The organism is Burkholderia sp. AU4i (assembly GCF_000466765.1).
In the GTDB taxonomy this organism is placed as follows: Bacteria; Pseudomonadota; Gammaproteobacteria; order Burkholderiales; family Burkholderiaceae; genus Burkholderia; species Burkholderia cepacia.
The window spans coordinates 1-26,254 of record NZ_ASSI01000247.1; the positions used below are offsets into that span (position 1 = coordinate 1).

A 26,254-nucleotide genomic window follows, 5' to 3' on the forward strand; every position below is an offset into this window, starting at 1 on the left:
ACGGCTACTTCGAGGAAACCAAGCTGCGCGGCATCCACATCGGCCAGCCGGTCGACATCATCGTGATGGGTGAGCCGCATACGCTGCGCGGCCACGTGCAGAGCATCGTCGCCGCGATCGAGGATCGCGACCGCACGCAGGGTGCGAACCTGCTGCCGAACGTGAACCCGGCATTCAGCTGGGTGCGGCTCGCGCAACGCGTGCCGGTGCGCGTCGTGCTCGACGAAGTGCCCGACGATTTCCGCATGATCGCGGGCCGCACCGCGACCGTCTCGATGCGCGAGGCCGACACGCGTCGCAACGACAACGTGAAACCTGCAGGCGCCGGCACGGCGTCGGCCGTCGCGCCGGGTTCGACGGCTTCCGCCGCGGCCGCCGGCGCAGCAGGAGCATCGCAATGAAGCGGCATGGTCTGCGCCTCGCCGCGACGCTCGCACCGCTTGCGCTGGCACTCGGCGCGTGCAAGTCCGTCGGCCCCGATTACACGCTGCCGCAGCAGGCGTACGTGAATGCGCCGCTCGCGAACCACGCGCTCGACGACGCGAACGGCACGCTCGTGTCGCGCGACGCCGTGCCCGGCAACTGGTGGCAGCTCTACGACGATCCCGTGCTCAACGCGCTCGTGCGCGATGCACTGAAGTCGAACACCGACCTGCGCGTCGCCGCGGCCAACCTCGCGCGCTCGCGCGCAGCGCTGGAAGTCGCGAGCCAGCAAGGCGGCTTCTCGGGCGGCGCGGAAGCCGCCGTGCAGCGCGCGCAGGAATCGGCCGAGCAATATCTGCTCGAGAACAAGCTGCCGGTCGTCAACGAAGGCGCGGTCGGCATCAATGTGTCGTACGAGATCGACCTCTTCGGCAAGCTGCGGCGCGGTGTCGAAGCCGCGCGCGCGGACAGCGAGGCCGTCAGGGCCGCCGGCGACCTGGCGCGCATCACGGTCGTCGCCGACGTCGTGCGCGCGTACGTCGAATCGTGCTCGGCCGGCGACGAGCTGGCCATCGCGAAGCAGTCGCTCGCGCTGCAGAAGCAGCGCGTCGCGCTGTCGCAGCGGCTGCGCGATGCCGGGCGCGGCAACCAGACCGACGTGACGCGCGGCGTGACGCAGGTGCGCACCCTCGCCGCCGACATCCCGCGCTTCGAAGGCCGCCGCAAGGTCGCGCAATACCAGCTCGCCGCGCTGCTCGCGCGCTCGCCGGCCGACCTGCCGAAGGCCGTCGCCGAATGCGAGCGCCTGCCGAAGCTGCGCCAGCCGATTCCGATCGGCGACGGCGCCGCGCTGCTGCGCCGCCGCCCGGACGTGCGCGAAGCCGAGCGGCAACTCGCCGCCGCGACCGCGCGCATCGGGGTGGCGACCGCCGCGCTGTACCCGTCGATCAGCATCGGTGCGTCGGCCGGCTCGGTCGGTGTCGCCGCCGACCTGTTCTCGTCCAACACGAATCGCTGGTCGTTCGGCCCGCTGATCAGCTGGTCGTTCCCCGTCAACGGCCAGCGTGCGCGAGTGCGCGAAGCCGAAGCCGCGACGGGCGGCGCGCTCGCGCACTTCGACGGTGTCGTGCTGAACGCGCTGCGCGAGACGCAGTCGAGCCTCGCAACCTACGCGGCCGACGTGCAGCGCACGGAAGCGCTGCGCACGGCTTATGAATCGGCACGCAGTTCCGCCGACGAAACGCATCGTCTCTATATGGCCGGCCGCGAGTCGTTCATCTCCGACCTCGACGCGACGCGCACGCTGACGAGCGTGCAGGCGCAGGTGGCGGCAGCCGAAGGCCAGGTCGCGGCCGACCAGGTGCGGCTTTTCCTCGCGCTCGGCGGCGGATGGGATGACGATGCGGCATCCGCATCCGACGCGTCGAAACAGATATCGAAACAGACGCCGAAGCCGGCACCCGCAAGCGGTGCATCGGCGGCCTCGGCCGCCGTGACCGCAGCCGAGTAACCTGCCGGTGAAGAACGGGAAGCGCGCTTGCCGCGCTACGCACGCCATCCGCTGATCGACTTGCCGGGTGACGCGCGCGCGGCCAGCCTGGGCTCGCCGGAAGCGTCCGACGAATGGCACCCCGGGCAGCCGCGCGACCGTGCGCAACCGGAATGCCGGGCATCGCAAACCCGAGCCGCAATGGGCCGGCATTGAAGGTAAACTCGTCCGCGCTTTTCCTGTCTTTTACTCGCCGCCCGCCGGGCGGTTCATTTTCCGGAGATCCATCATGCGAACCAGCGCCCGCAACCATTTCGCCGGCCAGGTCAGCGCCGTCAAGGCCGGTGCCGTCAACGACGAAATCACGCTCCGGACGCAGGACGGCCTCGACATCGTCGCCGTGATCACCCACGGCAGCGCGGCTTCGCTGGGCCTCGCGGCCGGCTCGAAGGCGTTCGCACTCGTGAAGGCGTCTTCGGTCATCGTGATGGTCGACGTCGACAGCAGCAAGGTATCGGCCCGCAACTGCGTCGCAGGCACCGTATCGTCGGTCACGAAAGGCGCGGTCAATTCGGAAGTCGTGGTCAAGGCCGCGGGCGGCGCCGAGATCGTCGCGATCGTCACCAACGACAGCGTCGATCGCCTCGGCCTCGCGAGCGGCACGGCTGCGTCCGCGATCTTCAAGGCATCGAGCGTGATCGTCGGCGTCGAGTGAACGCGTGACGATCGTGATGGCGATGGCGATCCGTTCGGCACCGCGCATTCGTGCGGATCATGCGGATCGCACCGTGCGGCTGTTGCGCCGATGCCTACGATGACCGCCGCGTTCGATGACGCTCGACAACGGGCGCTGCAATCGCTGCTGTCCGCAGCCGCAAACGCCGACACGCCCGACGCACGCCTGTTCGGCACGCTCGTCGCGGCACGTGCGCGCCGCGACGAACTCGGGCTGCTCGGCCTGTCTCATCCGCAACTGGCCGCCGTGCTGGCGCGGCAGTTTCCGCGCCTGCCTGCGGCCGACGCCGCGGCGCTCGTGCCGACGGCCGCGATAGCACTGCTGCCATCCACTCACGCCGCGTTCGTCGCGACGCTGCACGCGCGGCTGATGGACGACGCGAATCCCGCCGTCGACCGCGACGACGCCAGTTGTCTCGCGTCGATCATCGCGCACGCCTGCCTGCGCCCCGATCATCTGTGGCGCGATCTCGGGCTCGACGGGCGCGACGCGGTATCCGCGATGCTCGATCGCTATTTCCCCGCGCTTGCCGCACGCAACGTCACTCACCTGCGCTGGAAAAAATTTCTCGCGCAGCAAGTGGCCGCATCGCTCGATGTGGCGTCCGGCCCCGCGCCAGGGTGCCCGGGCTGCGAGGATTTCGGCGTCTGCTTTCCTCAAGCGCGATAGTCGCCACCTTAGCCCGTGCTGCCGATTCGATTCGTCGCATCGCCATCCGAAGCATCCGCGTTGGCCGGCGTTGCGGCCGCCCAGCCTGCCATCGTGCGGCTTCGAAGCCGCCTCTCGCTTCTACGCAAAACCGGGGTTCGCTGAAACCTGCCACGACCGCGGCTCGCGGCTGGATGCACATCGAGCGCCGCGCCCCGTTGCCGGAATTCCATCCGTACCGCAAATCCAATGCGGCGACGAGTTGGTTCAGTCGCCGCTTCCGGCTCGCGAACTTCCGCACGCTTTTCGACGACGTGCCAGCAGCGGGCATTCCCGAACAAACGACCGGTTGACCGCACGTGCACCGGCCCAAGCGCGAAGCCTGACGCGGCAGGGTTGACGCACCGATCGATCCGGACAGATTGCCGCCCCGGTCGATCCAGAGCGAACGCCCGGCTCGCCCCCGTTGTTGCGACCGCGCCCCGGCGGCACTGTCAACGGATGCGAGCGCGATGCAGTGCACGCCCCATAAACGGTTACCTTACGCGCCGCGTCGTTCGACGTTCGTGGCGCGGTCAATGCCGGTGCCGGTGATGAATGTCCGGAAAATGCGCATGGCTGTGCGTGATCGGCAGATGCACGTGCGGATGCGTGTGCGGTTCGTTGCCGTCATACGTAAAGTCGTGCGCATGCTGGTGATGTTCGTCGTGCCGATGGCGGTGCGTGTGCTCGAGCCGCTCGTGCGTATGCGTGTGTTCATGCCGCTCGCGAACGTGCAGCCAGATACCGAGCGCCATCAGCGCGGCAGCGATCCAGAACGTCGCGGGCGGCAGCGCGGGCCAGATCAGCAGCGACAGCACGACGCCGAACAACGGCGCGACCGAGAAATACGCGCCCGTGCGCGCGCTACCGAGATGACGCAGCGCGACGACGAACAGCACGAGGCTGATCCCGTAGCCGCCGAGCCCCGTCAGCATCGCGGCGGCCGTGACCGGGAGAGCCGGCAGCGTCGCGCCGGTCGCCAGCGCGATGCCGATGTTCACGGGCCCTGCAATCAGCCCCTTCACGCACGCGATGACCATCGCATCGTTCGCGGCCACCTTGCGGGTCAGGTTGTTGTCGATCGCCCAGCACAGGCATGCGCCGACGATCAGCAACCCGCCGACCGGCACACCGGCCCGGCCTGGCGTCCACGACAGCAGCGTGCCGCCGGCGACGATCGCGACCATCCCGAGGAACACCTGCGTATCCACGTTCTCGCGAAACACCACCCATGCGATGACGGCCGTCAGCACGCCTTCGAGATTGAGCAGCAACGCGCTCGTCGCCGCCGGCGTGCTCGATAGCCCGAGCATCAGCAAGGCCGGGCCGGCCACCCCGCCCGCCGCGATCGCGCCGGTCAGCCACGGCAGGTCGGCGCGTTGCAGCGGCGCGGCGTCTGAGGCCGGTGCGTGACGGTTGTGCAGGCGGCGAAGCAGGATACCGATACCGAGCCCGACGCCGCTGCCGAGATAGAACAGGCCGGCGACCATGAACGGCGACATCGCGCCGATCAGCGCCTTGGCAAGCGGTGTCGCGGCGCCGAACAGCGCGGCAGCGGTGAGCGCGACGAGAATCGCGGAATGTCTCGAGTGCATGATCCGGACGGGATTGACGTTGAATGGTGCCGGTAGCGGCTTCGGGTTGTGTCGCGGTTGGCGTTCAGTACCTTTCTGGATGCAAGCTGCATCGTACCGGTCAACTTGCGCACGCACTGACGTGCCCCGGCGAGATTATCGCGCGTCAACGTGTCAGGACGAACGGGCGCGAACGCTCGCATGCCGTGTCGATGCTTCCGGCATTGCGAAATTTCAGGAAACCGAATTAACTGAATGACTCGTCGTCGCGTTCAGGACATGCGTACCGTCCACGCGCAAACGACACGGTCGGGATATCGCGCATGCAGCACCGATTGACGAACTTTCTTCGTCCGGTCGCAGGGTCTGTTCGAGGCGGGATAGATAAGGACCCGGCGCGTCAGGCGCCGGTGGGAGGAGTCCTGACCCGCCTCTGTCGAGGCAGGTCAGTCAGTCGTGTCGTTCGCCGCAGGCAATGTGCATGCGGGTCAGCGCCGCGCGGCATGCAGCCGCGCGCTGCCGGTTACTCGTTTCCAGCCGTTTGCTGCTCGACCTGCGGCACGGCGTCGGCTTGCGCTTCCACGTTCGCCGGTTGCGGCTCGGCGGCCGCCTCGGCCTGCTGCTCGGCTTTCGGCTGCTGCTGCGCGCCCTTGGCCGATTGCGCCGCGCCCTTGCCGGGGCGGCGAGCCTTCAGCCGGCGCGCCCGCGCTGCGTCGTCATGCGTGACGCGTCCTGCTTCGTTGCCCTGCAGGTCGACCCGCACGGCATCTTCGACGAGGCACGACCAGTAGCGGTTGCCGCGGCACCACGTCGACATCGCTTCACGCAGTTCGGCTTCGTTGAGCCCGACGGCCTGTGCTTCGCGCGCGAGGTCGTCCCAGATGCCGACCTTGAGCGGCACTTTGGGGGCCGGATTCTTCGGGAATGCACGCGGAAACTTACGCTGCAGTTTGCCGATCGCAACGATGACCGGATCGACCGGCGCCGACGGCTTCGCCGATGCAGGCTTCGCGCGATGCGGTGCTTTGCCGCCGGCCGCAGCCGGTTTGGCGCCACGCTGCGGCTGGTCGCCGGACTTCGGCTTCGCGCCGGTGTCCGCCGGCGCTGCCGGCCGCTTCGCGTTGCGCTCCTGCTTGGCCTTCGCTGCGAGCTGCGCCCGCAATTCGGCAAGTTGTTCAAAACCCATAAATTCAATCCACCAGGAATATAAGGTGTGGTTCGTGCGGTCACACCGCGCGGCGCACCCGCTTCGCCGCCATGCGTGCGACCCGTCTGCCGCCGAGGCGGAACACTACAGGGCCGCATCGCGCACGCCACTCTGTTTTCAGGCACCCGGCCACGATGCCGGACAAGGCAGGAGTGGAAGTATACCGGTACGCGCGACGGCCGGTTGACTCACTGGTCTTCATTGGCCCGATTCGGGGCACCGGAAATGCATCCGGACGGTCGTGTTGCGCATTATATGGATACGCCTCAGGAAGTCACGTCGTTCACCCTCGTCGGCGGAAATCGGGGCCATCTTGCGCGCCGAGATTGCCTCGCCGGCGGCACTGGCCGACGCCCCATGCGAGGTATGCCGCCTTCGGGCGCAGCCCCCCGATCGTGCCGCATCGATGCGCCGCGAATCTCGGTCGCCATTCGCGATCCCGGGCGGCGCCGTCGGTAACGTGTGAATCGACGATTGCGCCAATGTGAAGCGCCCGCCGACGGGGCGGCGTCTGTCGCGACATGCGAATGCCTCCGTCGATCGCATCGATACCCCTACTCGAATCGTTGCGTCCGCATCGATCCCGTCGCGCACGAAGATGCCGAAAAGTGCGTAGTATGGCCGGATCGATGTCGGCAGCGGTAACCCTCGGCCCCTTTCGCTGCGCACCGGGCCGGCTGTCGACATTTCGCTTGCCGGCGAAAAGAACCGGTTGCACGAAACGGAGCAGATACATGGTTCCCCCACACGACATCCCGCACGACGGCATCACGCGCGAGGAAATACACCACCGGCAGATCGACATGCGCGGCTATCGGCGCAGCGACGGCCGGTTCGAAGTAACAGCCTGCCTCGCGGATCGCAAGACTTTCGATTTCACACCGCCAGGCGGCACCCGGACGGTCGCTGCGCTGTCGCCGATCCACGACCTCGGCGTGACACTGGTCTTCGACGCCGACATGATCGTCCGCGCCGTATCAACGTTCCTCCGGTCGCATCCGTATGCGCAGTGTCCGGGTGGCGGCGATTCGCTGCAGGCGCTCGTCGGACTGACTATCGGCGCCGGCTGGAACAGCGAGGTTCGCAAGCGCCTGCCGTCCTGCGATACGTGTACGCACCTGAAGGAATTGCTCGGCCCGATCGCCACCACGGCCTATCAGACGATGGTCGGCATGCGGAAGTCATCGCTCGAGGAGCGCGACAGCGACGGAAAGCCGCTCAAGATCGACAGTTGCCATGCATATGGCGCATCGCGCGATCTGGTGAAACGTCTTTGGCCCGAATACCACCGGCCTTCGACGCCGGCAAAAGGCAACTGAGCGCCAGGCAGTCGCGCCAGTCCAGTGCCCGCACCGCAGGATCGGTACCGCACCGGTGTGCACGTGTCATGTACACGAACGTACTTCGTTCCGGCCTCACGCCGACCGGCCGGCGCTGTCGGCGGCCCGGGTGATCAGAAAACGCCCAGTGCAAGTCCCGCTGCAAGACCGGCGCCCAATTCGGCGCAGCGCGCGAGATCGTCGCCGTCGATCGTCTTGGCCGCGAGGATGCGTTCCGGCGTCTGCGCGTGCGTACAGACGATCAGGCCCGGCGCCACGTTCTTCAACCGCCAGCCTGTCGCGATCCGGTCGATCTGGCGCAAGGCGTTCTGTCCATCGCTTCCCGCGCAGATCATCACCGCATACGGGCGGCCGTTCACGCGATCGAGCGCCGCGTAGTAGCAGCGGTCGAAGAAGTCCTTCATCAGCCCGGACATCGCCGCGAGATTCTCAGGTGTCGCAAACAGATAGGCATCGGCGTCCAGCACATCGTCTGCGCTCGTCGCGTTCGCGCGCTGCAGCCTGACGTCGACGCCGGATTGCTCGCGCGCCGCGCCGGCAGCCGCTTCGGCCATCTGTTGCGTGCCTCCGGTCATCGTGTGATAGACGATCAACAGGGTCTTCATGCGTCGTCACTCGCGTTCGGCTTCAGGTAAGCCGGCGGCATCGCCGGGTTCTGCTGGATGGCCAGCGATCATATGAGGCGGTTCCGCATCCGTGGATCTGCCGGTTTACCGACGCATCGGGCCAGGGCGCGCGTCGAACATGCGCACTGTGCCGGCCTCGCTTTGCGCATGATCGACCGGATGCACGATCAGTCTGCTGCGGCGCGTGATGCGTCGGGGTCTTCCGGTCGCGCGTAGTACGCGAGAAACATGTCTGCGGCGGATTCCGCGACTTTTTGTTGCTCCGGCGCCGCGAGTGGCGGCTGGCCCATCGTGATCTGCGGCCAGAACGCGAATGCCTTCACGACACCGTGCAGCTGATGCGCGGCAAACACCGGATCGGTGACCGACAGGCGTCCGGCCGCTGCGGCCGTTCGCACCCAGACCGTCATGTCTTCCTCGCGCTCGCCGAGACGCTCGACCATGTCGCGCGCGCGTTCCGGCGAATGGATGGCCGCACCGATCGCGACACGTGCGAGCGCGAGAAATGCCTCGTCGCCGAGCAGGCGCATTTTGCGCTCCAGCAACGCGAGCAATTGCTCACGCAGCGGCACGTCGGAACGATAGGTTGGCGAACTGCCGGTTCGGGTCGCATCCCACAATTTTTGCAGGATCGCGGCGAACAGCGTTTCCTTGCCCGGAAAGTGGTTGTAGACCGTGCGTTTCGACACGTCCGCGCGCGCGGCGATTCGATCCATGCTGGTCGCGTCGTAACCCGACGCGAGAAATTCCTCGATGGCCGCGTCGACGATGGCCGCGCGCTTTCGATCGGTCAGGCGCTGAGGGGGAGTGCTGGTATCCATTCGGAAATTTTACACCGCGTAGTTTACTTATCCCAAAAATAAACTACACTGTTTAGTGTACTTTATTCTCCGGACGAACCCACATGGCATCGCCTCTCGTTTTGATTCATCGCATTCTGGGTCTTGCGGCCGCCCGACGCGGCCGCGTGCTGTCTGGCGGCTCGCCGCAGCACAATGGCGAGCGCTTCAGCAATGTCGCGCCCCGGCCGGCCGAGGGGTTGGGCAAGACACTCGGCATCGCGTGGAACATGCTGTTCAACAAGCCGCGCCATACCGTGCCCGCAGGGGTGTTGCCCGTCGATTCGCTGACCCGCGCGGAACTCGACGCGGCCCCCGATCGCAGCCTGTACCGGCTCGGCCATTCTACGTTGCTGCTCAAGCTGCGCGGCGAATTCTGGCTGACCGATCCCGTCTTTGCCGAGCGCGCGTCGCCGTTTCGTCGCGTCGGCCCGAAGCGTTTTCATGCGCCTCCGATCGCACTCGAAGATCTTCCGCCGCTGCGCGGCGTGATCCTGTCGCACGATCACTACGATCACCTCGATCGCGACACGGTGCTCGCGCTCGCGGCCACCACCGGTGTGTTCGTGACAACGCTGGGTGTCGGCGACCGCCTGATCGAGTGGGGAATCGACGCGAAGAAAGTCCGTCAGCTCGACTGGTGGCAGAGTGTCGACGAGGCCGGCTTGACGCTGACCGCCACGCCTGCCCAGCATTTTTCCGGGCGCAGCCTGTTCGATGGCAACAGCACGCTGTGGGCATCCTGGGTCATCGTCGACGACGACTTGCGCGTGTTCTTCAGCGGCGACACGGGCTACTTCGATGGTTTCCGGACGATCGGCGAGCGCCTCGGGCCGTTCGACGTCACGCTGATCGAAACAGGCGCATACGATGCGCAATGGCCGTACGTCCACATGCAGCCGGAAGAAACCGTGCAGGCCCACATCGATTTGCGCGGTCGCTGGCTGGTCCCGATCCACAACGGCACGTTCGATCTCGCGATGCACCGCTGGCAGGAACCGTTCGAGCGCGTCACGGCGCTGGCGATCGTGCGTGGCGTCGAATTGTCGACGCCCAGGATGGGCGAGCGCCTCGCTCTGGCCGAGCCGCATCGCGGCGAGCGGTGGTGGCGCACGGTGGACGAGCGCGTGCCATCCGTTGCCACGAAATCGCGCCGCTGGCCGCTTTGCGCGTCGCAAGCGACGAAGTAGGCCCACCGGACGTTGCGCATTTTCCCGGGAGCGCGGCAATGCCGCGCCTCCGGGAAGTTCGTTTCCGGCGTACCTGCATGTCGATGGGCCCGCCTGTAGACCCGATTACCCGAGTAGAGAAGTCATGCATCCGGCACCTGCCCAATACTCCCCCGGCCAACAGGTCGACACCGCCCCCCTCGCTGCATTCAATCGCGTCCCTCCCCAATCGCCCCGCCAGAGCCGGGAGAGCGACCTGCGGCTGACACTCGCAGAGCGCGTCGCGAGGTGGACGGATGGAGTCGACCAACTCACCACGGCCATTCCGAACCTGAGCCTCCATCGAAGGGAAACACCGACGCAGCCGATGGGCTGCATGGTCGAGCCAAGCTTCGGGCTCGTCGTCCAAGGCACGAAGCGGATCATTCAGAGCGGCGATGTGTATCTATGCGATGCCAACCGTTTTCTGATCACGTCGCTCGACTTGCCTGGTTCAACGCAGGTCATCGAGGCCAGCCGAGAAACGCCGTTTCTCGGGATCGGGCTCAAGCTTGATTTTCGCGTCATGGCCGAACTGATGGCGCAGGTCGCACCGGATCACGAGGATGCCCCCGCAGGTCGCGGCCTCGTCGTCGGCGATATGACCGAACCGCTCTACGACGCAGTCAACCGGTTGCTGGCGTTGCTCGATGATCCCAACGCCATTGCAGTTCTCGCTCCGTACGTCGAGCGGGAAATCTACTACCGGCTGCTCGCGAGCGACCAGGGCGGCCGCCTGCGTCAGATTGCATCCGCCGGCAGTCAGGGCAACCGCGTGTCGCGGGCGATCCAGTGGTTGCGAACCCATTACGACGAGTCGCTGCGAGTCGACGATCTGGCGACGCAGGTTCAGATGAGCAGTTCGACTTTCCATCACCACTTCCGCCAGCTCACTGGCATGAGTCCGCTGCAGTATCAGAAATGGATACGACTCAACGAAGCACGTCGGCTGATGCTGTCCGAGCGACTCGACGCCACGTCGGCATCGTTCCGGGTTGGATATGCGAGCCCGACCCAGTTCAACCGCGAATACAGTCGGTTGTTCGGTAATTCACCGAGAAGAGATATCGATAACCTGCGCAGCGGAACGGATGTTGTTCCGTCGGTGGCGGCAACTTACTGATCGCCGGAGTTGTACCGAAGATGCAGGATGCCGATTTTGGCGGTATCCGCGGAATGGTTGGATCGGTTTCACACCTGATCCGGACAAGTCACACGCTCGCAGCGGGACGCGCGCCTCTCGATTTCTTGCCGACTCAGGACTGATGGCTTGATGGCCGCCTGAGGACTTGCAATTTAGTATCGAGCGATGCGTGAGCTCCCCTCGGAGTCGGAAGTTTCGCCAACTTGCGATCAAAGCGCAGATACAAGCAGGTCGTCCCATGCCGTTCTCATGAGCCGGTGATGACTTCGTCCCCTCTTCAACGACCAGGTCCCTTGACGGTCTCCCCGGCGCTCTGCCACAAACTCTTTGGTGCCGGGATTCTCGCGTCACTCTGTCATCCAACGAGTTGAGCAACCAATGCGCGTTGTCACGTGACAACTCGCGCCGACTATTGGCGCGGACATCCGATCAGAGACTCGACAGCGTACCGTGGTGTATGCGATCCGCGGGAGTTCGATTTGTTTCAGATACCTGGCGGGACCACGGAAGTTTCAAAAACTACATAATACGTATTGATAAGTACAAATCTACGCATCTTTATACGATCTGCCGGACGCAGGGCACGAAATGACCATGCGCCCCCATTTAAACGCGCAATCTTGTCGATATTGCGTGAAACAACATGAAGAATATTGCGCAACCTCTTGCTGGATAAGGATTTCCACGAGCATCGAATTTCTTGAAATTGTTTCACGATCTGGCCCGTTTGAGCTATCGCGCGACCTTCAATCGCGGAGTTTGCCGCAAATCGACGCTTGGCACGCACGACCGTCGCGTGAAGGCTGAGACTGCGTTGGCTGGAACGGGGGTAGGCACGACAGAGCGTCGCCCTACCCTGCTGGCTAACGTTCGATGAAGATGCAACTGAGCGGTCCAGTTAAATGGGGCCATATCATAGACGCTTATGATGTGCACTCGGCTTGCTGTCCCCGTGAGGAGCTCCATCGTTTTGCAGGGGGTATGAATGCGGATGGCCCGCCACGATGGGGGCGGAATCTGCGATCAATCGATGCTTCAAACTCTTCGATACAGTGTGTGCCGCCCGACGCGCAGGCCAGCGTGCCACTCAACGCACACGCGCCTCAAACAACACTCCAGTTGTCACGTGACAACCCAGCAAACAACCGCCCCGGAGAATCTCTTCGCGACGAGCCAAAGGCGACAAACCTCTCCTTTACCGATCTATCTGTTCATTCTCAGCGGAGTTCGATCGCAACGGGGCTGAAAATCGACGCAGAGCGGTCGTCACCGTCCGCTCTTGAGGCGATTGTCACGTGACAACTCACCTCGGCTGCGAGGTAGTCGCGCGAAACCAGCGATCGAACGTTGAAATAACTTCGCCGAGATCGTCACCGCGATCTGACCAAAGACTCTTCGGTGTCGGAGTGCACCGGAAAGCACCAAATCTCTACGTCTTGTCACGTGACAACTGAGCTTCCCGACGACATTCTCCAAGCCGACCTACTGGAGTCACTGAGAGTTTTGCCAGAAATTTCGCAAGATCAATCGGCCACCCTCCAGGCGTTAATCCGTCATCACTGTTAAAGCTCGTCGAACTTTCTATCGATCTTTGTACGTGATTTTCGAGCGAGATCGTCAATTTTATTTTTACTCGATCACCGCCCATCGCTGACTCTTAGCCATTCGGCTACTTGTCACGTGACAACCATATCGATCATCAAGTCATACATCGCGTCGAAGGCTTTTTCTGGACATTTCGCTAATAACTGCATATATTACGCAAAACTCCGTGGAGAAATTTAATGGCTTTCAAGATCGCCGTCAGTAATCAAAAAGGTGGGACTGGGAAGACAACCATCTCCGTCAATATCGCGGCTGCGTTCGAAGCAGGCGGCAACAAGGTCGCCCTGATCGATGCCGACCCTCAAGGCACGTCCGTCCGGTGGGTAACGAGCGGCGAGAACACGCTGCCGATGACGGTACTCTCGCTGGCCCCTGCCGGCCGGGGCATTGGCGGCGAAATCAAAAAGCAAGACGCGAACTTCGATGTGATCGTCGTCGACTGCCCCGGCAACCTCGAAGATCCGCGAATCGCATCGGTACTCGAAGTTGCCGATTTCTGCCTTGTGCCGCTGTCGCCGTCGCCGGCCGATCTCTACAGCACCGTCGCGATGATTCGCATGATCGAATCGATGCGATCCGTCCGTAACCCAAATCTGTCTTCCGCATTAATGCTGAATAGCGTTAATGGAAAAACTAAAATGCGTGAAGAAATTTTAAAAATTCTAAGAGCAGAAGAAATAGGGGAGCATCTGCTCGACAGCCAGATCGCGCAACGCGAGGTCTACCGTCAGACGTTTGCGCTCGGCACCACGATCCATCATCACAATCGGTACCTGAAGGGCCTGAAAGAAGCCCGAGCGGAAATCGAAAAGCTGGTCACGGAAATGGCCCAATACATCGCGTCGACGCGCGCTACCGGAGCCGCCCATGGCTAAGGACACCTCGAAAGACAAGAAGCCGACCGGCAACCTGCATCTCGCAGCCGGCCTGCTGCGCGGGCTCGCGCAGGAAAATGCGGCACTCGAAACGCGGCTGCCCGAACCGGCGGCCGCACCGAACGCCATCGCCGAATCGGCGCCCGCCAGCGCCCCGGCCGCGGCCACACCTGCCGGCACGGCCGATCTTGGCGCGCCACAGAAGGTGCTGGTCAAGGATTGCATTCCGAACCCGTTCAACCCGCGCGTGTTCTACTCGGAGTCGAGCCTGCACGAGCTCGCCCTGACGCTGAAACGGGAAGGGCAGATCGAGCCGATCAAGGTGACGCGGCTGCCGGAATTTCCCGGCAAGCTCGTCGTGATCGACGGGCAACGCCGGCTTCGCGCGACGAGCATCAACGGCGACGAAACCATCAACGCCACGTTCCGCACGGATCACACGCCCGAGCAGCTGTACACGATCGCGTATCGCGCGAACCACGACCACGAACGCCAGACGATCTTCGACGATGCGGTCGCGTGGAAGCGTCTCCTCGACGAGAAGGTCTTTTCCGACCAGAACACGCTGGCGGAAAAAATCGGCAAGGACAAGGCATCGATCAGCAAGACGCTGTCGCTCAACGCACTCCCGAACACACTCCTTGAACGGATGGCGAGCGCGAACGACGTGGTCGGCCTGCAGGCGGCGTATTTCCTGAAGCTGATCTTCGAACGCCTGGGCGAGCCGACGGCCGACCGGCTGCTGACGGCCGTGATCGACCGGAAAAAATCGGTTCGTGATCTCGAGAATTTCCTGCGTGCGCAGAGCGACGGCAGCAAGAAGGCAGGACGCACCCGTTACAGCGTCCGGCATGACTTCGCGCTCGAATCGCAAGCGATCGGTCAGTTGAAGACCTATCCGGACGGCCGCCTGGATCTGCAGCTCAAGGGCGTCGACGCATCGCACCAGGAGGCGCTCGCCGACAAGCTGAAGACCGTCATCGACGCGTACGTTGCCGAGCTGGCAACGGCTACGCAAAAGTAACGCGCGAAAAGCAGAAGGCCTCGCATCCGCGTTGCATCGCGAAGCCGGACGACGACGTCCGGCACGCGACACGCACCCGGCTGCGAGGCCTCGTTCAGTTGCCTGCGAGACTGCTTTTCAGCAAGAATTCCAGCAAGTCGTCCGAGGTCGGTTCGCCCCATGTATCCAGCGCGAGCCATCGGAAGAAACTGGTCTGCGCAAGTTTGCTCGCCTTCTTCTTCGGCGACAGCGTCAGATCCTTCGAGCCTGCCACCGTCTCGTTGTAACGCTCGATCAACTTGGTCTGGTCGTCGATCTCCAGTTCGCGGAAATACGCGCCGGCTTCCTCGACCTTCGCCGCCAGATATTTGTCGCGAATCTGTTCCTGCTTGCTCTGCGCGGATTCCTTCGCCGGTGCGGCCGCCTCCGTTCCCTGCCCGTCGGCCAGCGTATAGCCGTGCGTCAGCGCCTTGCGGAAGTATGCGGCCACGTTGTCGACCGGCGCCGCATTCTTCTTCGTAGTCCGATTGAGCGTGTAGGCAATCGCAGCCTTGATGCGCTGCACGCCGTATTGCGTGATCAGCCGGCGCGCTTCCGAACGCGGAATGCCGAACTTGGCGACCTCCTCGACCAGCGCTTCGTTCTTGACGTCGCCGTCCTCCACCGTATCGGCGCTCTGCTTGCGCGTCACCTTGAACTGGACGGCTTCCACGCTCCGGCCGGACTTGTGTTCGATCAGCTCGAGCGTGTGATCCGAAACTTCGTTCACCTCCTGAATGCACGGCACCAGGACCTTGCTCTTGAACAGCTTGTATTCCTTGTACGACTGCGACGCCTTGTCCTGGCCGAGAATGAGGTCACGAAATTTCGGCAGCGGGATCTTCGCGGTGATGCCGATTCCTTCGTAGCGCACCGTGTTTTCCCACAACGCGAGCGAGTGCGACCGCCGGAACTCGCGGGCGATCCGCATATCGATCAATGCGTAGATCTCGGGGTTGAGCAATTCGCTGCGAATCTGGTCGGAGAAGCTGTACTTCAGCACCGATTGCTCGAGCTCTGCGCCGGCGAGGAGGCCTGACGCTTTCCAGACGGTCGATCGGTCCGCGGCCAGGTAGTCCCAGTTGACGACGGTACTGATCAGCGAGTTGACCGTGTCCTTCACGTATTTCGTGTTGTTGCTGTTCAACCCGCTCTCGTGCGAGAGCGACGCGATCGAGATCGAGAAGCTCGTCCGGCCCGGCTCGAACGCCTCTTGCCGAAGCGCATTCTTGATCAGCGAGCTGAACATCTTGCGCTGCTGCAGCCCGATCTTCCCGGACTTGGGCGCGATATGAATCGCCTGGACCGCCTTGCGCAGCAAGTCGGGAGGCTCGGGTGTCTGAAACAGCGAAACCTGTTTGTCTGAGCCTTTGCTTGCGGGCTTGCGCGGCATCGTAATGTCCGGATAAGGTCACCTTGTTGAGAGCGGACTTTATACCTTTTCGAGGCGACGGGCAACGCCCTTGTTCCTGCTTTACTTGCACTATCTCGGCTAACCTTCAGATACAAAAGGAAAATCTTCGATCAGACGATTTTTTCGGGGCCCCATATCCATCTACCTTTCGACCAAAATGCTTCCCACAAGCTGCTACCTTTCATGCCCGGTCACGGAAACCCGGCACGGGATTTGCCCTCGCCAAGGTAACCATCCATGGGAAACAGATGTGCAGAATCGAGATCGTTGGGCACATTCATGGTGCCTTGCAGCACAGTCTCGTTTTCCTCCCATAACTTGCTACCTTCATCGATTCCCACAGGAGGGTACCTTTCGACCGGCCTTGAATGCATGGATGCCGCAGACAGCTCCCATAAACGGCAACCCTCCGGTTTCCCCATAAAAGGTTACCTGTCCGTGCCGTCGATCCTGTCCATGGGAACCAACCCCGGGGAAATTTGGAAAAAGGCAGTCAGGCAGCTCCGGATGCTACCCATAACCGGCTACCTTTGAAGCGCCCCATAACCGGCTACCCAAGAAAAATTTCTGTGCATCCAGGCATCTACGGATCAAAAAAATGCCCCATAAAAGGCTACCTGCATACGTTCCCATAGACGACTACCCAACGTGTTCTGTGGCCGATTTCCCATAACCGGGTACGCTTGCCCCATATCCACAACCCTGACTCCCCACAACCCGGTACCCCAAACCCCAAATCCACAGACCTGAAACCCCAGACCCTTACACCTGTGCTCCCATAAATGGGTACCGAACCCCTGTCAAACCCTTGTGGGATAAGGCTGTGAGCCGTCTAAAGGTAGTTAAAGAAGTAAACGTCGTTAACAAAAGATGTAAACACACGTGCGCGTCCACAGAAAGACGAACCCCATAAACCGCTACCATTGAGTAGCCGTCTATGGTGTTGCAGGCACCTCAGAGCTTTGATTCAGGCTTGGGAAACAATGCCCGGGCTCCTCGTTTCGCGAAGGTCTCAGGCCCAACAAGGCTTCCAGAAGAGGTGAGTACATACTCACATCGACTGAAACGTAGAAACTTATGGGAGAAAAACGGGAGGAAACTGCCCGTTTCCAGGTACAGGTTCCCGTTTATGGGATCGAAAAACCGTCCCCGTAGCCTCGCGAATGCACGTTATCGACCGGCAAAGTCCATCGGCCCGCCGGAAACATAGATCTCTTCGGTTTCGTTCACAGCAGTTTGAAATCATCCGCTACGGCTGGCGAAGGAATTTTTACACTCAGGCCTCCTTGTCTACGAAGAAAGTTCTCCGATCGTCGGCTCGCGTCTCCGCTCAAACCCAGGCTGTCGGCTGTGCACAGAGGAAATCGGCGCAACTCGCTTCGCCGCGCCCGCGGGTGTCCAACTTTCTACCTTTGGCTCCATCAACCGAAAATCAATGCTTTGCCTCCCGTCCACAACGAGAGGCCCTGGAACGGCTTTCCCGAGATCAAGTAGGGGGCGGCATCATTTGCACGCGTTGCCGGGTCCTGGGTCGATCCAGCATGCGTTGCGGGCCAACGTGAAGATAGAGGGATCACGAAGCTCACCCCAGTCGAATTCGAGCGATGATCCCGAACATTCTCACCTTCCGACGCTTTCGAATCTCGTAAAAGCTCGCCGGCCTGACTAGGCCACAGGTATCGGCATGCTGTGCGGGCGGCAATGCTCGCCACGATGCATTGAGGCCAAGGTCGCGGAATGAAAATCCTGTGTTTCGGGCATGCGGTCCGATGCGTTCCTGCGCTGAATCGGCCGGATCTCACCTGGTCGCGACATCATTTCTGCGGATCACGTTCGCCCGACGACCGTGGTGACATCCGCGCGATGCCGTCAGCGCAATCGTGAAGCGGTCCGTGCCGATGTCTTCACCGTAGGCAATGTCGACGCCTTTCGTCATACGGACCACATGGCGACCATATTTGCCGACTAAGGCAGCCCTTGGGGTCACAGTTCAGCGATTGGTTGCTGTATCGAACTGCAAACGCTGTGTGCGATGCAATCGTGCTTGCCTTGATCTCCGTAACACCGAATCGTGGTCGTTTATGGGAGAAACTGTCGCTTGAACCACGTCGACTGGCAACGTGACACACAGTTCGACTGCTGTGACTGCGGTGATCGTGATAGGCCGAATGACGATCACGTTCAGGGCGAGCGCGCCGGCATCCCCACCTATGAAACAGTCATGGGTATTTCGCATCGCACCTCCATACATCAATCGTCCGCGTCTTCAGGGCGCAGGTACGTCGCCGGTTTCCGGTTCCCCAATGGCGCGATCCGCAATTCCCGTCCTGTCAGTGACCGTCCCGGTCGAGTGCCGTCCACGTTTTCTCCCATACGTGTATCCCCGAACCCCGTTGCACGTTGACGCCATATTTTTCACGACGCGGTTATGATGCACAGGTCCCGGATGCGGCATGACAACCGACCGGGGCAGGGGCGGTATCTCGATGGTCTTCCAATCCGTGATAAACCAGAAAAGAGAGTTCAGCGATGCGAATCCAGATCAGAAAACTCACGTTGGCTGCTACCGCAGCCGCGTTCCTGTTCGGCTCGGCAGTTCCCGCGTTTGCGCAGACCGACGCCAGCGCGTCCGCTGCACAGGACGCCAAGGCAGCGAAGAGCCAGGCACGCAAGGCGGCCAGGGCCCAGCGCAAGGCAGAGCACAAGGCCGCGCGTGCGAAGAACAACGCCGAGCTGAAGAAACTCGAAGATGCCGGTTACAAGCCGGCGGCCAATGATCCGAACTATCCGCAGAACCTGCAGAACGCGGAGAAAAAAGCCGGCATCGGCGCAAGCCAGTAAGCGTCGTCCGGCGGCAAGCCACGGATCGATCCGCGGCTTGCCGCATGCGTCGCCGTTCCACGGCGCACATCAAACGCAGCAATCCCGGTATCGACGAAGGCAATATCGCAATCCAGTCGCTTGCGTTATTTGATTCGCATTCCTGCATTTTGTGGCGCGTGCCACCCGCACTCCGACGCGGTCAGCTCCGCCCGCCCGGCGCAGCCGCATTTCCCGTCACCCTCAGCCAGTCCTTGAACGCCCGTACTGCGTCGTCGTTCGCGCGTGCGGAGGCGACGTACGTGAAGTAACGCCACGGTGGCAGCGCCGGTTCGCGGAACGGCTGCACGAGCCGACCTTCGGCGATGTCGTCCGCGACGAGCGCGATCGGTCCCATCGCGACGCCGAGCCCGTCGAGCGCACCCTGGAGCGTCAGGTAGAAATGCTCGAGCGTGAGCGAGTGGCGCGGCACGAGATTCGGATGTCCGGCTGCCGCGAGCCATTCAGGCCACATGCCGGGATAAGTGGCCGCGTGCAGCAGCGTGAAGCCGGCGAGATCGGCGGGCGTATGCAATGGTCGCCCTTCCAGCAGCTTCGGTGCACACACCGGCAGCCGGACTTCCGACAGGAATTCCTCGGCAACGTAGCCGTCGATGGCCTGCGGGCCGCCGCGCACAATCAGGTCGACCTTGTCGCGCAGCTTGTCGATCGGCTCGTTCGACGTCGACAGCCGTACCTCGATGGCTGGATGGGCGACCTGAAACGACGACAGCTTCGGCACCAGCCAGCGCAACGAAAACGTCGCGGGTGCACTGACGCGCAGCACGCGCTGCTGCGCATGGCCGAAATGCTGCGCGGTGGCGAGCGCGATCCGGTCGAACGACGCACCGACCTCGGCGAGATACGCGCGGCCCGCGTCGGTCAGCTCGACCCGCCGGTTATGGCGTTCGAACAGCTGCTGTCCGAGCCACGCCTCCAGTTGCTGAACGTGCCGGCTGATCGCGCCGTGGGTCACGCACAGTTCGTCGGCGGCCAGCGTGAAGCTGCCGTGGCGCGCGGCGGCTTCGAACGCGCGCAGCGAATTCAACGGAGGGAGGCGTCGGGCCATTGCGTCATTTCGCGTGATATTTACTCACGCGATGGTTCAGGTTTAATCGTTTGATCGGGTGCTCAAGCTCCGCCAATATGGCACACAAACGGCCGGCTCGGCCGAACGATTGTCTGAATTTCTCACATGGAGTGCGGAGCATGCCGAACGTGGTGGTCGTGGGCGCCCAATGGGGCGACGAAGGTAAGGGACGCGTCGTGGACTGGCTGGCGGCACAGGCCGATCTCGTCGCGCGCTACAACGGCGGCCACAACGCAGGCCATACGCTGGTCGTCGGCGGCAAGACATACAAGCTCGCGCTCCTGCCGAGCGGCATCGTGCGCGGCAAGCGCGGCGTGATCGGCAACGGCGTGGCGCTCGATCCGGAAGCCTTGCTCGCGGAAATCGCGCGGATGGCCGAACTCGGGCTGTCGGTGACGCCGGACAACCTGTCGATCGCCGAGAACGCGACGCTGGTGCTGCCGATCCACCGTGCGATCGACCAGGCTCAGGAGCGTCTGCGCCGCGAGCCCATCGGCACCACGCTGCGCGGGATCGGGCCGGCCTACGAGGACAAGGTCGGGCGTCGCGGGTTGCGCGTCGGCGATCTCGCGGAACCGGGCCGGCTTGCCGCCAAACTGGATGTGCTCGTCGACCATCACAACGCGTGGTTCCGCGGCCTGGGGCTCGACGAGCATTCGCGCGATGCGATGCTGGCGACGCTCGCCGACCTCGCGCCGCGAATCCTGCCGTTCGTCCGCCCCGTCTGGGCCGATCTCAACGACGCGACCGACCGTGGCGAGCGCATCCTGTTCGAGGGGTCTCAAGCCGTGATGCTGGACATCGACTGGGGCACGTATCCGTTCGTGACGTCGTCCGGCACCGTCGCATCGGCGGCGGCGGCCGGCACGGGGCTCGGCGCGTCGAAGCTCGGCCACGTGCTGGGCGTCACCAAGGCGTATGCGACACGGGTCGGCGGCGGCCCGTTCCTCACCGAGCTGTCCGACGCGACCGGCGAAACGCTGCGCGCGCGCGGGCAGGAGTTCGGCGTGAATACCGGCCGGCCGCGCCGCTGCGGATGGCTCGATGCCGCTCAGTTGCGTCAGGCGGTCAGGATTTCGGGCATCGATTCGCTGGCGCTCACCAAGCTCGACGTGCTCGACGGTTTCGAGTCGATCGAGCTGTGCGTCGGCTACGAACTCGATGGCGTGCGGGTCGATCATCTGCCGGCAAGCCTCGATGCGCAGTCGCGCGCGAAACCCGTGTACGAGCGGTTCGACGGCTGGCGCGGCACTGTGAAAGGGGTACGCGAACGCGCGGCGCTGCCGCGCGCCGCGCAGGATTTCATCGCGCGCGTCGAAGCGGTCGCCGGCGCACCAGTATCGATGATCACGACCGGCGCGGAGCGCGACGACACGATCGTGTTGCGCAATCCGTTCGATACGGCCGCCACGGCCTGATCCGTCATACATCACGTGAATCGTGCGGCCACACCATGGTCGCCGGGTAGTTTTTGCCGATGCGCTGCGGTTAGCTTGCCGGCGCGTCCGGACGTCATGCACACGAACCGGACGACGCGTGCAGGGCTGCCCGGCGACACGATTCGGCATCCGGATCATGCCGCGTACGGCGAACTGGACACGTCTGCACCGCTGCTGTACTGTTCCGCACAATTCGCGCCAGACCGGCCCGCGCCGGAACCGCCGGCACCATGGCCGCACGGTGGCGCGACGTGATCTCAATCCCGGGGACAGGTCGATGGACACGTTACAGATGATGCGCATTTTCGTCCGGGTTGCGGAGGAGGGCAGCTTCACGAGCGCGGCCCAGCGCCTGGACATCACGACGGCCTATGCATCGCGGTCGGTCGCGCAGCTCGAGACGCATCTGCGCACGCGCCTGCTCAACCGCAGCACGCGCCGCATCGCACTGACCGATGCCGGGCAGCGTTATCTCGACCGCTGCCAGCGCATCCTCGGCTATATCGAAGAAGCGGAAGCCGAGGCGGCCGATGCACAGGCGAAGCCGTCCGGACGGCTGCACGTTCATGCGACGACGAGCTTCGGCCAGGCCTACGTGGTGCCCGCGGTCGTGCGTTACCGGCAGCGTTATCCGTCGGTCGCGGTCGAGCTCACGCTGTCGCAGCACGTGCCCGACATCATCGACGAAGGCTACGACGTGTCGCTGCAGTTGAGCGCGACGGAGCTTCCCGATTCGGGGCTCGTGTCGCAGCGGCTCGGCGAGGTGCACAGCGTGCTGTGCGCGTCGCCCGCATACCTGAAGGAGCGCGGTACGCCGCGTACGGTGCGCGAACTCGACGGCCACGCGTGCCTGCAGATCGTCACGCCCGTATTTCCGCGCGATCGCTGGCATCTCGACGGCCCCGACGGCCCCGAGACGTTCGACCTGCCGTTGCCGGATTTCCAGGTGAACATCGCCGATGCGCTGGGCGCCGCATTGCGCGCCGGCCTCGGCATCGGTTCGCTGCCGATGTCGTCGGCGCTGCCTGCGCTGGCGAGCGGCGCGCTGGTGCGCGTGCTTCCCGACTACCGTTTGCAGAAGCTGACCGTCTACACGCTATACGCATCGCGCCAGTATCTTGATGCGAAAATCCGCACGTTCGTCGATTTTCTGCGTGAATGCGTACCCGAAATGCTGTCCACCGACGAGGCCGCGCTGAACGCTTCCTGCACGTCCTGAAGTCGCGCCGTCGAGGTGTGAGGATGATGCTGCGCGTCAATCGAACCAATAATATGCAGTCCTGTATTTGAACCGGGTATCGAATTCATTTGCCCGACCGGCTCGACCAAGGATGCGCAGGCAACTGGCACGCCTTTATGAAAGTGCTTGCTTTCGATAGCGAACATCGTTGGTTCGATGCATGGGTGCCACGCACGTCACGTGCGTGGCCTACGGCGCGACGCGGGATAGCGGCACTGCCTGGTCGCGCAGCTTCACGACATCGCGGCCCGGCGCATCGCCGAAGAGGCGTGCGTATTCGCGGCTGAACTGCGACGCGCTCACATAACCGACACTGCGGCACGCCTGCTGCGCATCCATTGCCGACACGCACATCAGGCGGCGTGCCTCCTGCAGCCGCAGCATCTTCTGGCATTGCAACGGGCTCATCGACGTGACCGCGCGGAAGTGGTGATGGAACGTCGACGGGCTCATGTCCACCTGTCGCGCGAGCGATTCGACCGTCATCGGATCGAGGTAGTGGTCGCGGATCCAGGCGACCGCACGCGAGATGCGCTGTGTCGTCGAGTCGTCCTGGCCGACCTGCGCGACGCGCGCACCCGACGGGCCGCGCAGCAGCCGGATGAGGATTTCGTCGACGATCAGCGGCGCGAGCAGGTCGATGTCGTCGGGGTGTGCGATCAGTTGCATCAGCCGCACGACGGCGTCGACGATTTCGGGCGGCGCATCGTGCGTGTCGAGTGCGCCGCCGTCGACGGCCTTCGGCAGCCCGCGCGGAAACACGCGTGGTGTGAGCGTCGCGATGCGGGCCGGGTCGAGTTCCAGTTGTGCGCAAAGGAACGGCTCGGCCGGGCTCGCGCGCGTCACGCGGCCGGTGACGGGCAGGTCGGCAGTCGTAACCAGCATCCGCGATTCGTCGATCGCGTAGACGGCGTCGCCGACCCGTGTCGATTTCGCGCCTTGTCCGACGATGCTCAGGCACGCGCGGTGCACGCCGTGGTTCCAGTGTGGCGGCGACGCGGACACGCGTGCGATGCGCAAGCCACGCACCGGGAGTTCGAACGTGCCGTCGTGCGGTGCGTAGGCGGCGATCAGCGCAGCGAGTTGGGCCGTGGGCGACTGAGGGTCGTGGTCGGGTGCGGTGCGCTGTAGCGGCGTCGTTCGGGCGTCGATTTCCATATTGCGTGAGTGGATGACCGAGGGGGGCGGTGCAAGGTGCGCGACTGCGATTCCCCGTCGGTGTCCCGGCAGGTGGATGGCGCGGCGGTCACATCGTACGGCGAGTCGCGCGCACGTGATTGCCTAAATCTGTCGGAAACCAGCCCAATCATCCGGATCTGCACGGTCGGCGGCCGCATTGCCCGTCGTTGCGCAGTGTGCACCGCACAAATTCGGAAATTAAGGCAAAACAATCGCAGGATCAGGCAAGCCAATTTCCGCCGGTTTTCATACCATTGCACCTGCTGAAAGAAACGTGTTCCAGTGCGCTCGGGCGACGCAGGTATGAGCGTCGCCAGGCCGACGGATGCCGCCGGCGTTGCCGCTGGGAATCGCTGCAAGAGATTCAGGACTGCTATTCGAATATTCGTGCATCGGGCCAGCCGAGGCCGGCTTGCGTCCGTTGCATGCCGGTGCGCGTCCGGCGCGAGCGCACCGACCGATCCGGCGTGGCCGGCGTCGGTGCCATCACATTGTCCGGGCCGTCACATGTCGGTCGGGACGCGGCAGCGGGTGTGCGCGTTCAGGCGGCCGACCGCGCAGGGGAATCCGGACAAATGGACCAACTTCAATCGATTCGGGCATTCGTGACGGTGGCAAGGGAAGGCGGTTTTCGCCGGGCGGCGACGCGGCTGCGCGTGTCGACGGCGATGGCGAGCCGGCTGGTCGATGCGCTCGAGACGCGCCTTGGTGCACGCCTGCTTCAACGCAGCACTTGCCACCAGTCGCTGACGGAAATCGGCGAGTTGTATCTCACGCGCGTCGAACGGATTCTCGGGGCGATCGACGAGATCGACGGTCGTTTCGTCGCGATGGGCAGCAAGCCGGAAGGCGCGCTGCGCATTGCCGCGCCGGTCGCGTTCGGGCTCAGCCAGTTGAGCGCGTTGCTCGATCGTTTCGTGAGCCGGTTCCCGGACGTGCGGCCGACCGTGACGCTGACCGACGCCCATGTCGATCTGACATCCGAAGACATCGATGTCGCGTTCCTGACCGACGGCATGCCGGTGACAGGTGCGCACGCGTTGCACACGCTGGCCTCTTACGAATCCGTGCGCGTCGCGGCACCCGGTTATGTCGCCGCACACGGCGGCGCGGCTGCGTCGGGCGACTGGCCGGATCTTGCGGCCGTGCGGCTCGATCTGCCGGCCGCCGGCGGCGACGATGCGGCGGCGTTCCGGCCCGACGCGACGCCCGGCGGCAGTCAGGGCGTCGGCCATCTCGAGATGGCACGGCGGCTGGCCGTGGCCGGCATGGGCGCCGCGGTGCTGCCCGCGTATCTCGTCGACGCCGATCTGGCGGACGGCGCGCTGGTGCGCGTTGCACCGGTTCACTCGCTCGCGCCCGTCACGCTGAAGCTCGCGCATGCGCGTACCGCGCGTCTGCCGGCCGCTGCACGGGCATTCATCGAATTTGCCGGCACCGCGTTCCGGCCCGCGAGCTAGCGGCCCGGTTGGTTGCCGCGGCAACGCCTGCTCGCCAGTGACGCGGGCTCATGACGCTTTTTCCACGGAAGCAGTTCGACGAACGAACGCTCCGCAGGGCGCAACGAACGCCCGACATACGCAACCGCATCCGCGGCAAACAGGAAGCGACAGCATTCCGGCCGCGCGTGCAGGTTACGAGGAGATCTGGTGATTCCAATTGAAGGTCGTCTATTTGCGAGAGGTCGCTCCATGCGCGTCGAACGGGTTCCATACCGCTTAATCACTGCCGCAACGGCCGCCGTTTTCCTGGCCGCGTGCGGGAAAAAAGAATCGGCACCGCCGCCGCAAACGCCGGAAGTCGGCGTCGTCACCGTCCAGCCGCAAGCCGTACCGGTCTTCACCGACCTGCCGGGCCGCACCAGCGCGTTCCTCGTCGCGCAGGTCCGCGCGCGGGTCGACGGCATCGTGCTGCGTCGTGAATTCACCGAAGGCACCGACGTCAAGGCCGGTCAGCGCCTCTACAAGATCGACCCGGCGCCTTACATCGCCGCGCTGAACAGCGCGAAGGCAACGCTCGCGAAGGCGCAGGCGAACCTCGTCACGCAGAACGCGCTGGTCGCACGCTACAAGGTGCTGGTGGCCGCGAACGCGGTCAGCAAGCAGGACTACGACAACGCGGTGGCCACGCAAGGTCAGGCCGCGGCGGACGTCGCGGCCGGCAAGGCGGCGGTCGACACCGCGCAGATCAACCTCGGCTATACGGATGTCGTGTCGCCGATCACCGGCCGCGTCG

General features: G+C 63.8%; 23 protein-coding genes. 15 read left to right on the plus strand and 8 right to left on the minus strand.

Annotation, left to right across the window (positions count from 1 at the left end; all coding sequences use genetic code 11):
- The 5 genes from L810_RS39045 to L810_RS47840 all read left to right on the plus strand — a co-directional run.
- Positions 1-401: HlyD family secretion protein (locus tag L810_RS39045; RefSeq protein ID WP_042978090.1), on the plus strand; the 401-nt coding region annotated here is incomplete at its 5' end.
- The gene (locus L810_RS39050; RefSeq protein WP_021163657.1) at positions 398-1,933 is read left to right on the plus strand and encodes an efflux transporter outer membrane subunit; all 1,536 of its coding nucleotides are present in this window, start codon (positions 398-400) and stop codon (positions 1,931-1,933) included. The genes L810_RS39045 and L810_RS39050, both read left to right, overlap by 4 nt.
- Positions 1,934-2,201: 268 nt before the next feature.
- Positions 2,202-2,627, plus strand: coding sequence for a TOBE domain-containing protein (locus tag L810_RS39055; RefSeq protein ID WP_021163659.1), 426 nt, complete (start codon positions 2,202-2,204; stop codon positions 2,625-2,627).
- A 99-nt stretch (positions 2,628-2,726) separates the two neighbouring features.
- Positions 2,727-3,317: a nitrogen fixation protein NifQ gene (locus tag L810_RS39060; RefSeq protein ID WP_021163660.1), complete on the plus strand. Its 591-nt coding sequence runs from the start codon at positions 2,727-2,729 to the stop codon at positions 3,315-3,317.
- A gap of 173 nt (positions 3,318-3,490) precedes the next feature.
- Positions 3,491-3,649, plus strand: coding sequence for a hypothetical protein (locus tag L810_RS47840; protein WP_021163661.1), 159 nt, complete (start codon positions 3,491-3,493; stop codon positions 3,647-3,649).
- 222 nt (positions 3,650-3,871) lie between these two features.
- On the opposite strand, the gene L810_RS39070 is transcribed toward L810_RS47840, so the two are convergent.
- Positions 3,872-4,933, minus strand: a complete 1,062-nt coding sequence (locus L810_RS39070) for a DMT family transporter (protein ID WP_021163662.1) — start codon at positions 4,931-4,933, stop codon at positions 3,872-3,874.
- 502 nt (positions 4,934-5,435) lie between these two features.
- A complete protein-coding gene (locus L810_RS39075) occupies positions 5,436-6,098 on the minus strand; it encodes a ProQ/FinO family protein (RefSeq protein WP_021163663.1) in 663 nt (220 codons plus the stop codon).
- A gap of 755 nt (positions 6,099-6,853) precedes the next feature.
- Between L810_RS39075 and L810_RS39080 the strand changes: the two genes are divergently transcribed.
- Positions 6,854-7,438, plus strand: coding sequence for a DUF2889 domain-containing protein (locus L810_RS39080; RefSeq protein ID WP_021163665.1), 585 nt, complete (start codon positions 6,854-6,856; stop codon positions 7,436-7,438).
- A 134-nt stretch (positions 7,439-7,572) separates the two neighbouring features.
- Here L810_RS39080 and L810_RS39085 read toward each other — a convergent pair whose 3' ends face one another.
- Both L810_RS39085 and L810_RS39090 read right to left on the minus strand, forming a co-directional pair.
- The gene (locus L810_RS39085; protein ID WP_042978092.1) at positions 7,573-8,064 is read right to left on the minus strand and encodes a flavodoxin family protein; all 492 of its coding nucleotides are present in this window, start codon (positions 8,062-8,064) and stop codon (positions 7,573-7,575) included.
- 188 nt (positions 8,065-8,252) lie between these two features.
- The gene (locus tag L810_RS39090) at positions 8,253-8,906 is read right to left on the minus strand and encodes a TetR/AcrR family transcriptional regulator (protein ID WP_021163666.1); all 654 of its coding nucleotides are present in this window, start codon (positions 8,904-8,906) and stop codon (positions 8,253-8,255) included.
- An 83-nt stretch (positions 8,907-8,989) separates the two neighbouring features.
- On the opposite strand from L810_RS39090, the gene L810_RS39095 reads away from it, so the two are divergent.
- Both L810_RS39095 and L810_RS39100 read left to right on the plus strand, forming a co-directional pair.
- Complete coding sequence (locus L810_RS39095) at positions 8,990-10,114, plus strand: MBL fold metallo-hydrolase (protein WP_021163667.1); 1,125 nt, start codon at positions 8,990-8,992, stop codon at positions 10,112-10,114.
- 124 nt (positions 10,115-10,238) lie between these two features.
- Positions 10,239-11,255: an AraC family transcriptional regulator gene (locus L810_RS39100; protein ID WP_042978094.1), complete on the plus strand. Its 1,017-nt coding sequence runs from the start codon at positions 10,239-10,241 to the stop codon at positions 11,253-11,255.
- Between the two features lie 505 nt (positions 11,256-11,760).
- On the opposite strand, the gene L810_RS47845 is transcribed toward L810_RS39100, so the two are convergent.
- Positions 11,761-12,063 (minus strand): hypothetical protein, encoded by a 303-nt coding sequence (locus L810_RS47845; RefSeq protein ID WP_155638325.1) that lies wholly within the window; start codon positions 12,061-12,063, stop codon positions 11,761-11,763.
- A gap of 997 nt (positions 12,064-13,060) precedes the next feature.
- On the opposite strand from L810_RS47845, the gene L810_RS39105 reads away from it, so the two are divergent.
- Complete coding sequence (locus L810_RS39105) at positions 13,061-13,756, plus strand: ParA family protein (RefSeq protein WP_011350423.1); 696 nt, start codon at positions 13,061-13,063, stop codon at positions 13,754-13,756.
- Positions 13,749-14,780 (plus strand): ParB/RepB/Spo0J family partition protein, encoded by a 1,032-nt coding sequence (locus L810_RS39110; protein ID WP_021163670.1) that lies wholly within the window; start codon positions 13,749-13,751, stop codon positions 14,778-14,780. The genes L810_RS39105 and L810_RS39110 overlap by 8 nt, the downstream gene beginning before the upstream one ends.
- A gap of 94 nt (positions 14,781-14,874) precedes the next feature.
- Here the strand turns inward: L810_RS39110 and L810_RS39115 are convergent, their stop codons facing one another.
- Positions 14,875-16,191 carry a replication initiation protein gene (locus tag L810_RS39115; protein WP_021163671.1) on the minus strand — a complete coding sequence of 439 codons (1,317 nt, stop codon included), beginning with the start codon at positions 16,189-16,191 and terminating at the stop codon, positions 14,875-14,877.
- Between the two features lie 2,550 nt (positions 16,192-18,741).
- Here L810_RS39115 and L810_RS39120 point away from each other — a divergent pair.
- Positions 18,742-19,053 (plus strand): hypothetical protein, encoded by a 312-nt coding sequence (locus L810_RS39120; protein ID WP_021163674.1) that lies wholly within the window; start codon positions 18,742-18,744, stop codon positions 19,051-19,053.
- A gap of 181 nt (positions 19,054-19,234) precedes the next feature.
- Here L810_RS39120 and gcvA read toward each other — a convergent pair whose 3' ends face one another.
- Positions 19,235-20,140: a transcriptional regulator GcvA gene (gene gcvA / locus L810_RS39125; RefSeq protein WP_042978097.1), complete on the minus strand. Its 906-nt coding sequence runs from the start codon at positions 20,138-20,140 to the stop codon at positions 19,235-19,237.
- A 140-nt stretch (positions 20,141-20,280) separates the two neighbouring features.
- On the opposite strand from gcvA, the gene L810_RS39130 reads away from it, so the two are divergent.
- Positions 20,281-21,579 carry an adenylosuccinate synthase gene (locus tag L810_RS39130; protein WP_021163676.1) on the plus strand — a complete coding sequence of 433 codons (1,299 nt, stop codon included), beginning with the start codon at positions 20,281-20,283 and terminating at the stop codon, positions 21,577-21,579.
- A gap of 298 nt (positions 21,580-21,877) precedes the next feature.
- Entirely contained in the window at positions 21,878-22,819 is a 942-nt protein-coding gene (locus tag L810_RS39140) for a LysR family transcriptional regulator (protein WP_042978100.1), read from the plus strand.
- Between the two features lie 210 nt (positions 22,820-23,029).
- Here L810_RS39140 and L810_RS39145 read toward each other — a convergent pair whose 3' ends face one another.
- Positions 23,030-23,998 carry an AraC family transcriptional regulator gene (locus L810_RS39145; protein ID WP_021163679.1) on the minus strand — a complete coding sequence of 323 codons (969 nt, stop codon included), beginning with the start codon at positions 23,996-23,998 and terminating at the stop codon, positions 23,030-23,032.
- A 596-nt stretch (positions 23,999-24,594) separates the two neighbouring features.
- Between L810_RS39145 and L810_RS39150 the strand changes: the two genes are divergently transcribed.
- On the plus strand, positions 24,595-25,479 hold the full coding sequence (locus L810_RS39150) for a LysR family transcriptional regulator (RefSeq protein WP_021163681.1): 885 nt from the start codon (positions 24,595-24,597) through the stop codon (positions 25,477-25,479).
- Positions 25,480-25,710: 231 nt separating this feature from the next.
- Positions 25,711-26,254, plus strand: a 544-nt coding sequence (locus tag L810_RS39155; protein WP_042978102.1) for an efflux RND transporter periplasmic adaptor subunit, incomplete at its 3' end; no start/stop codon positions are given.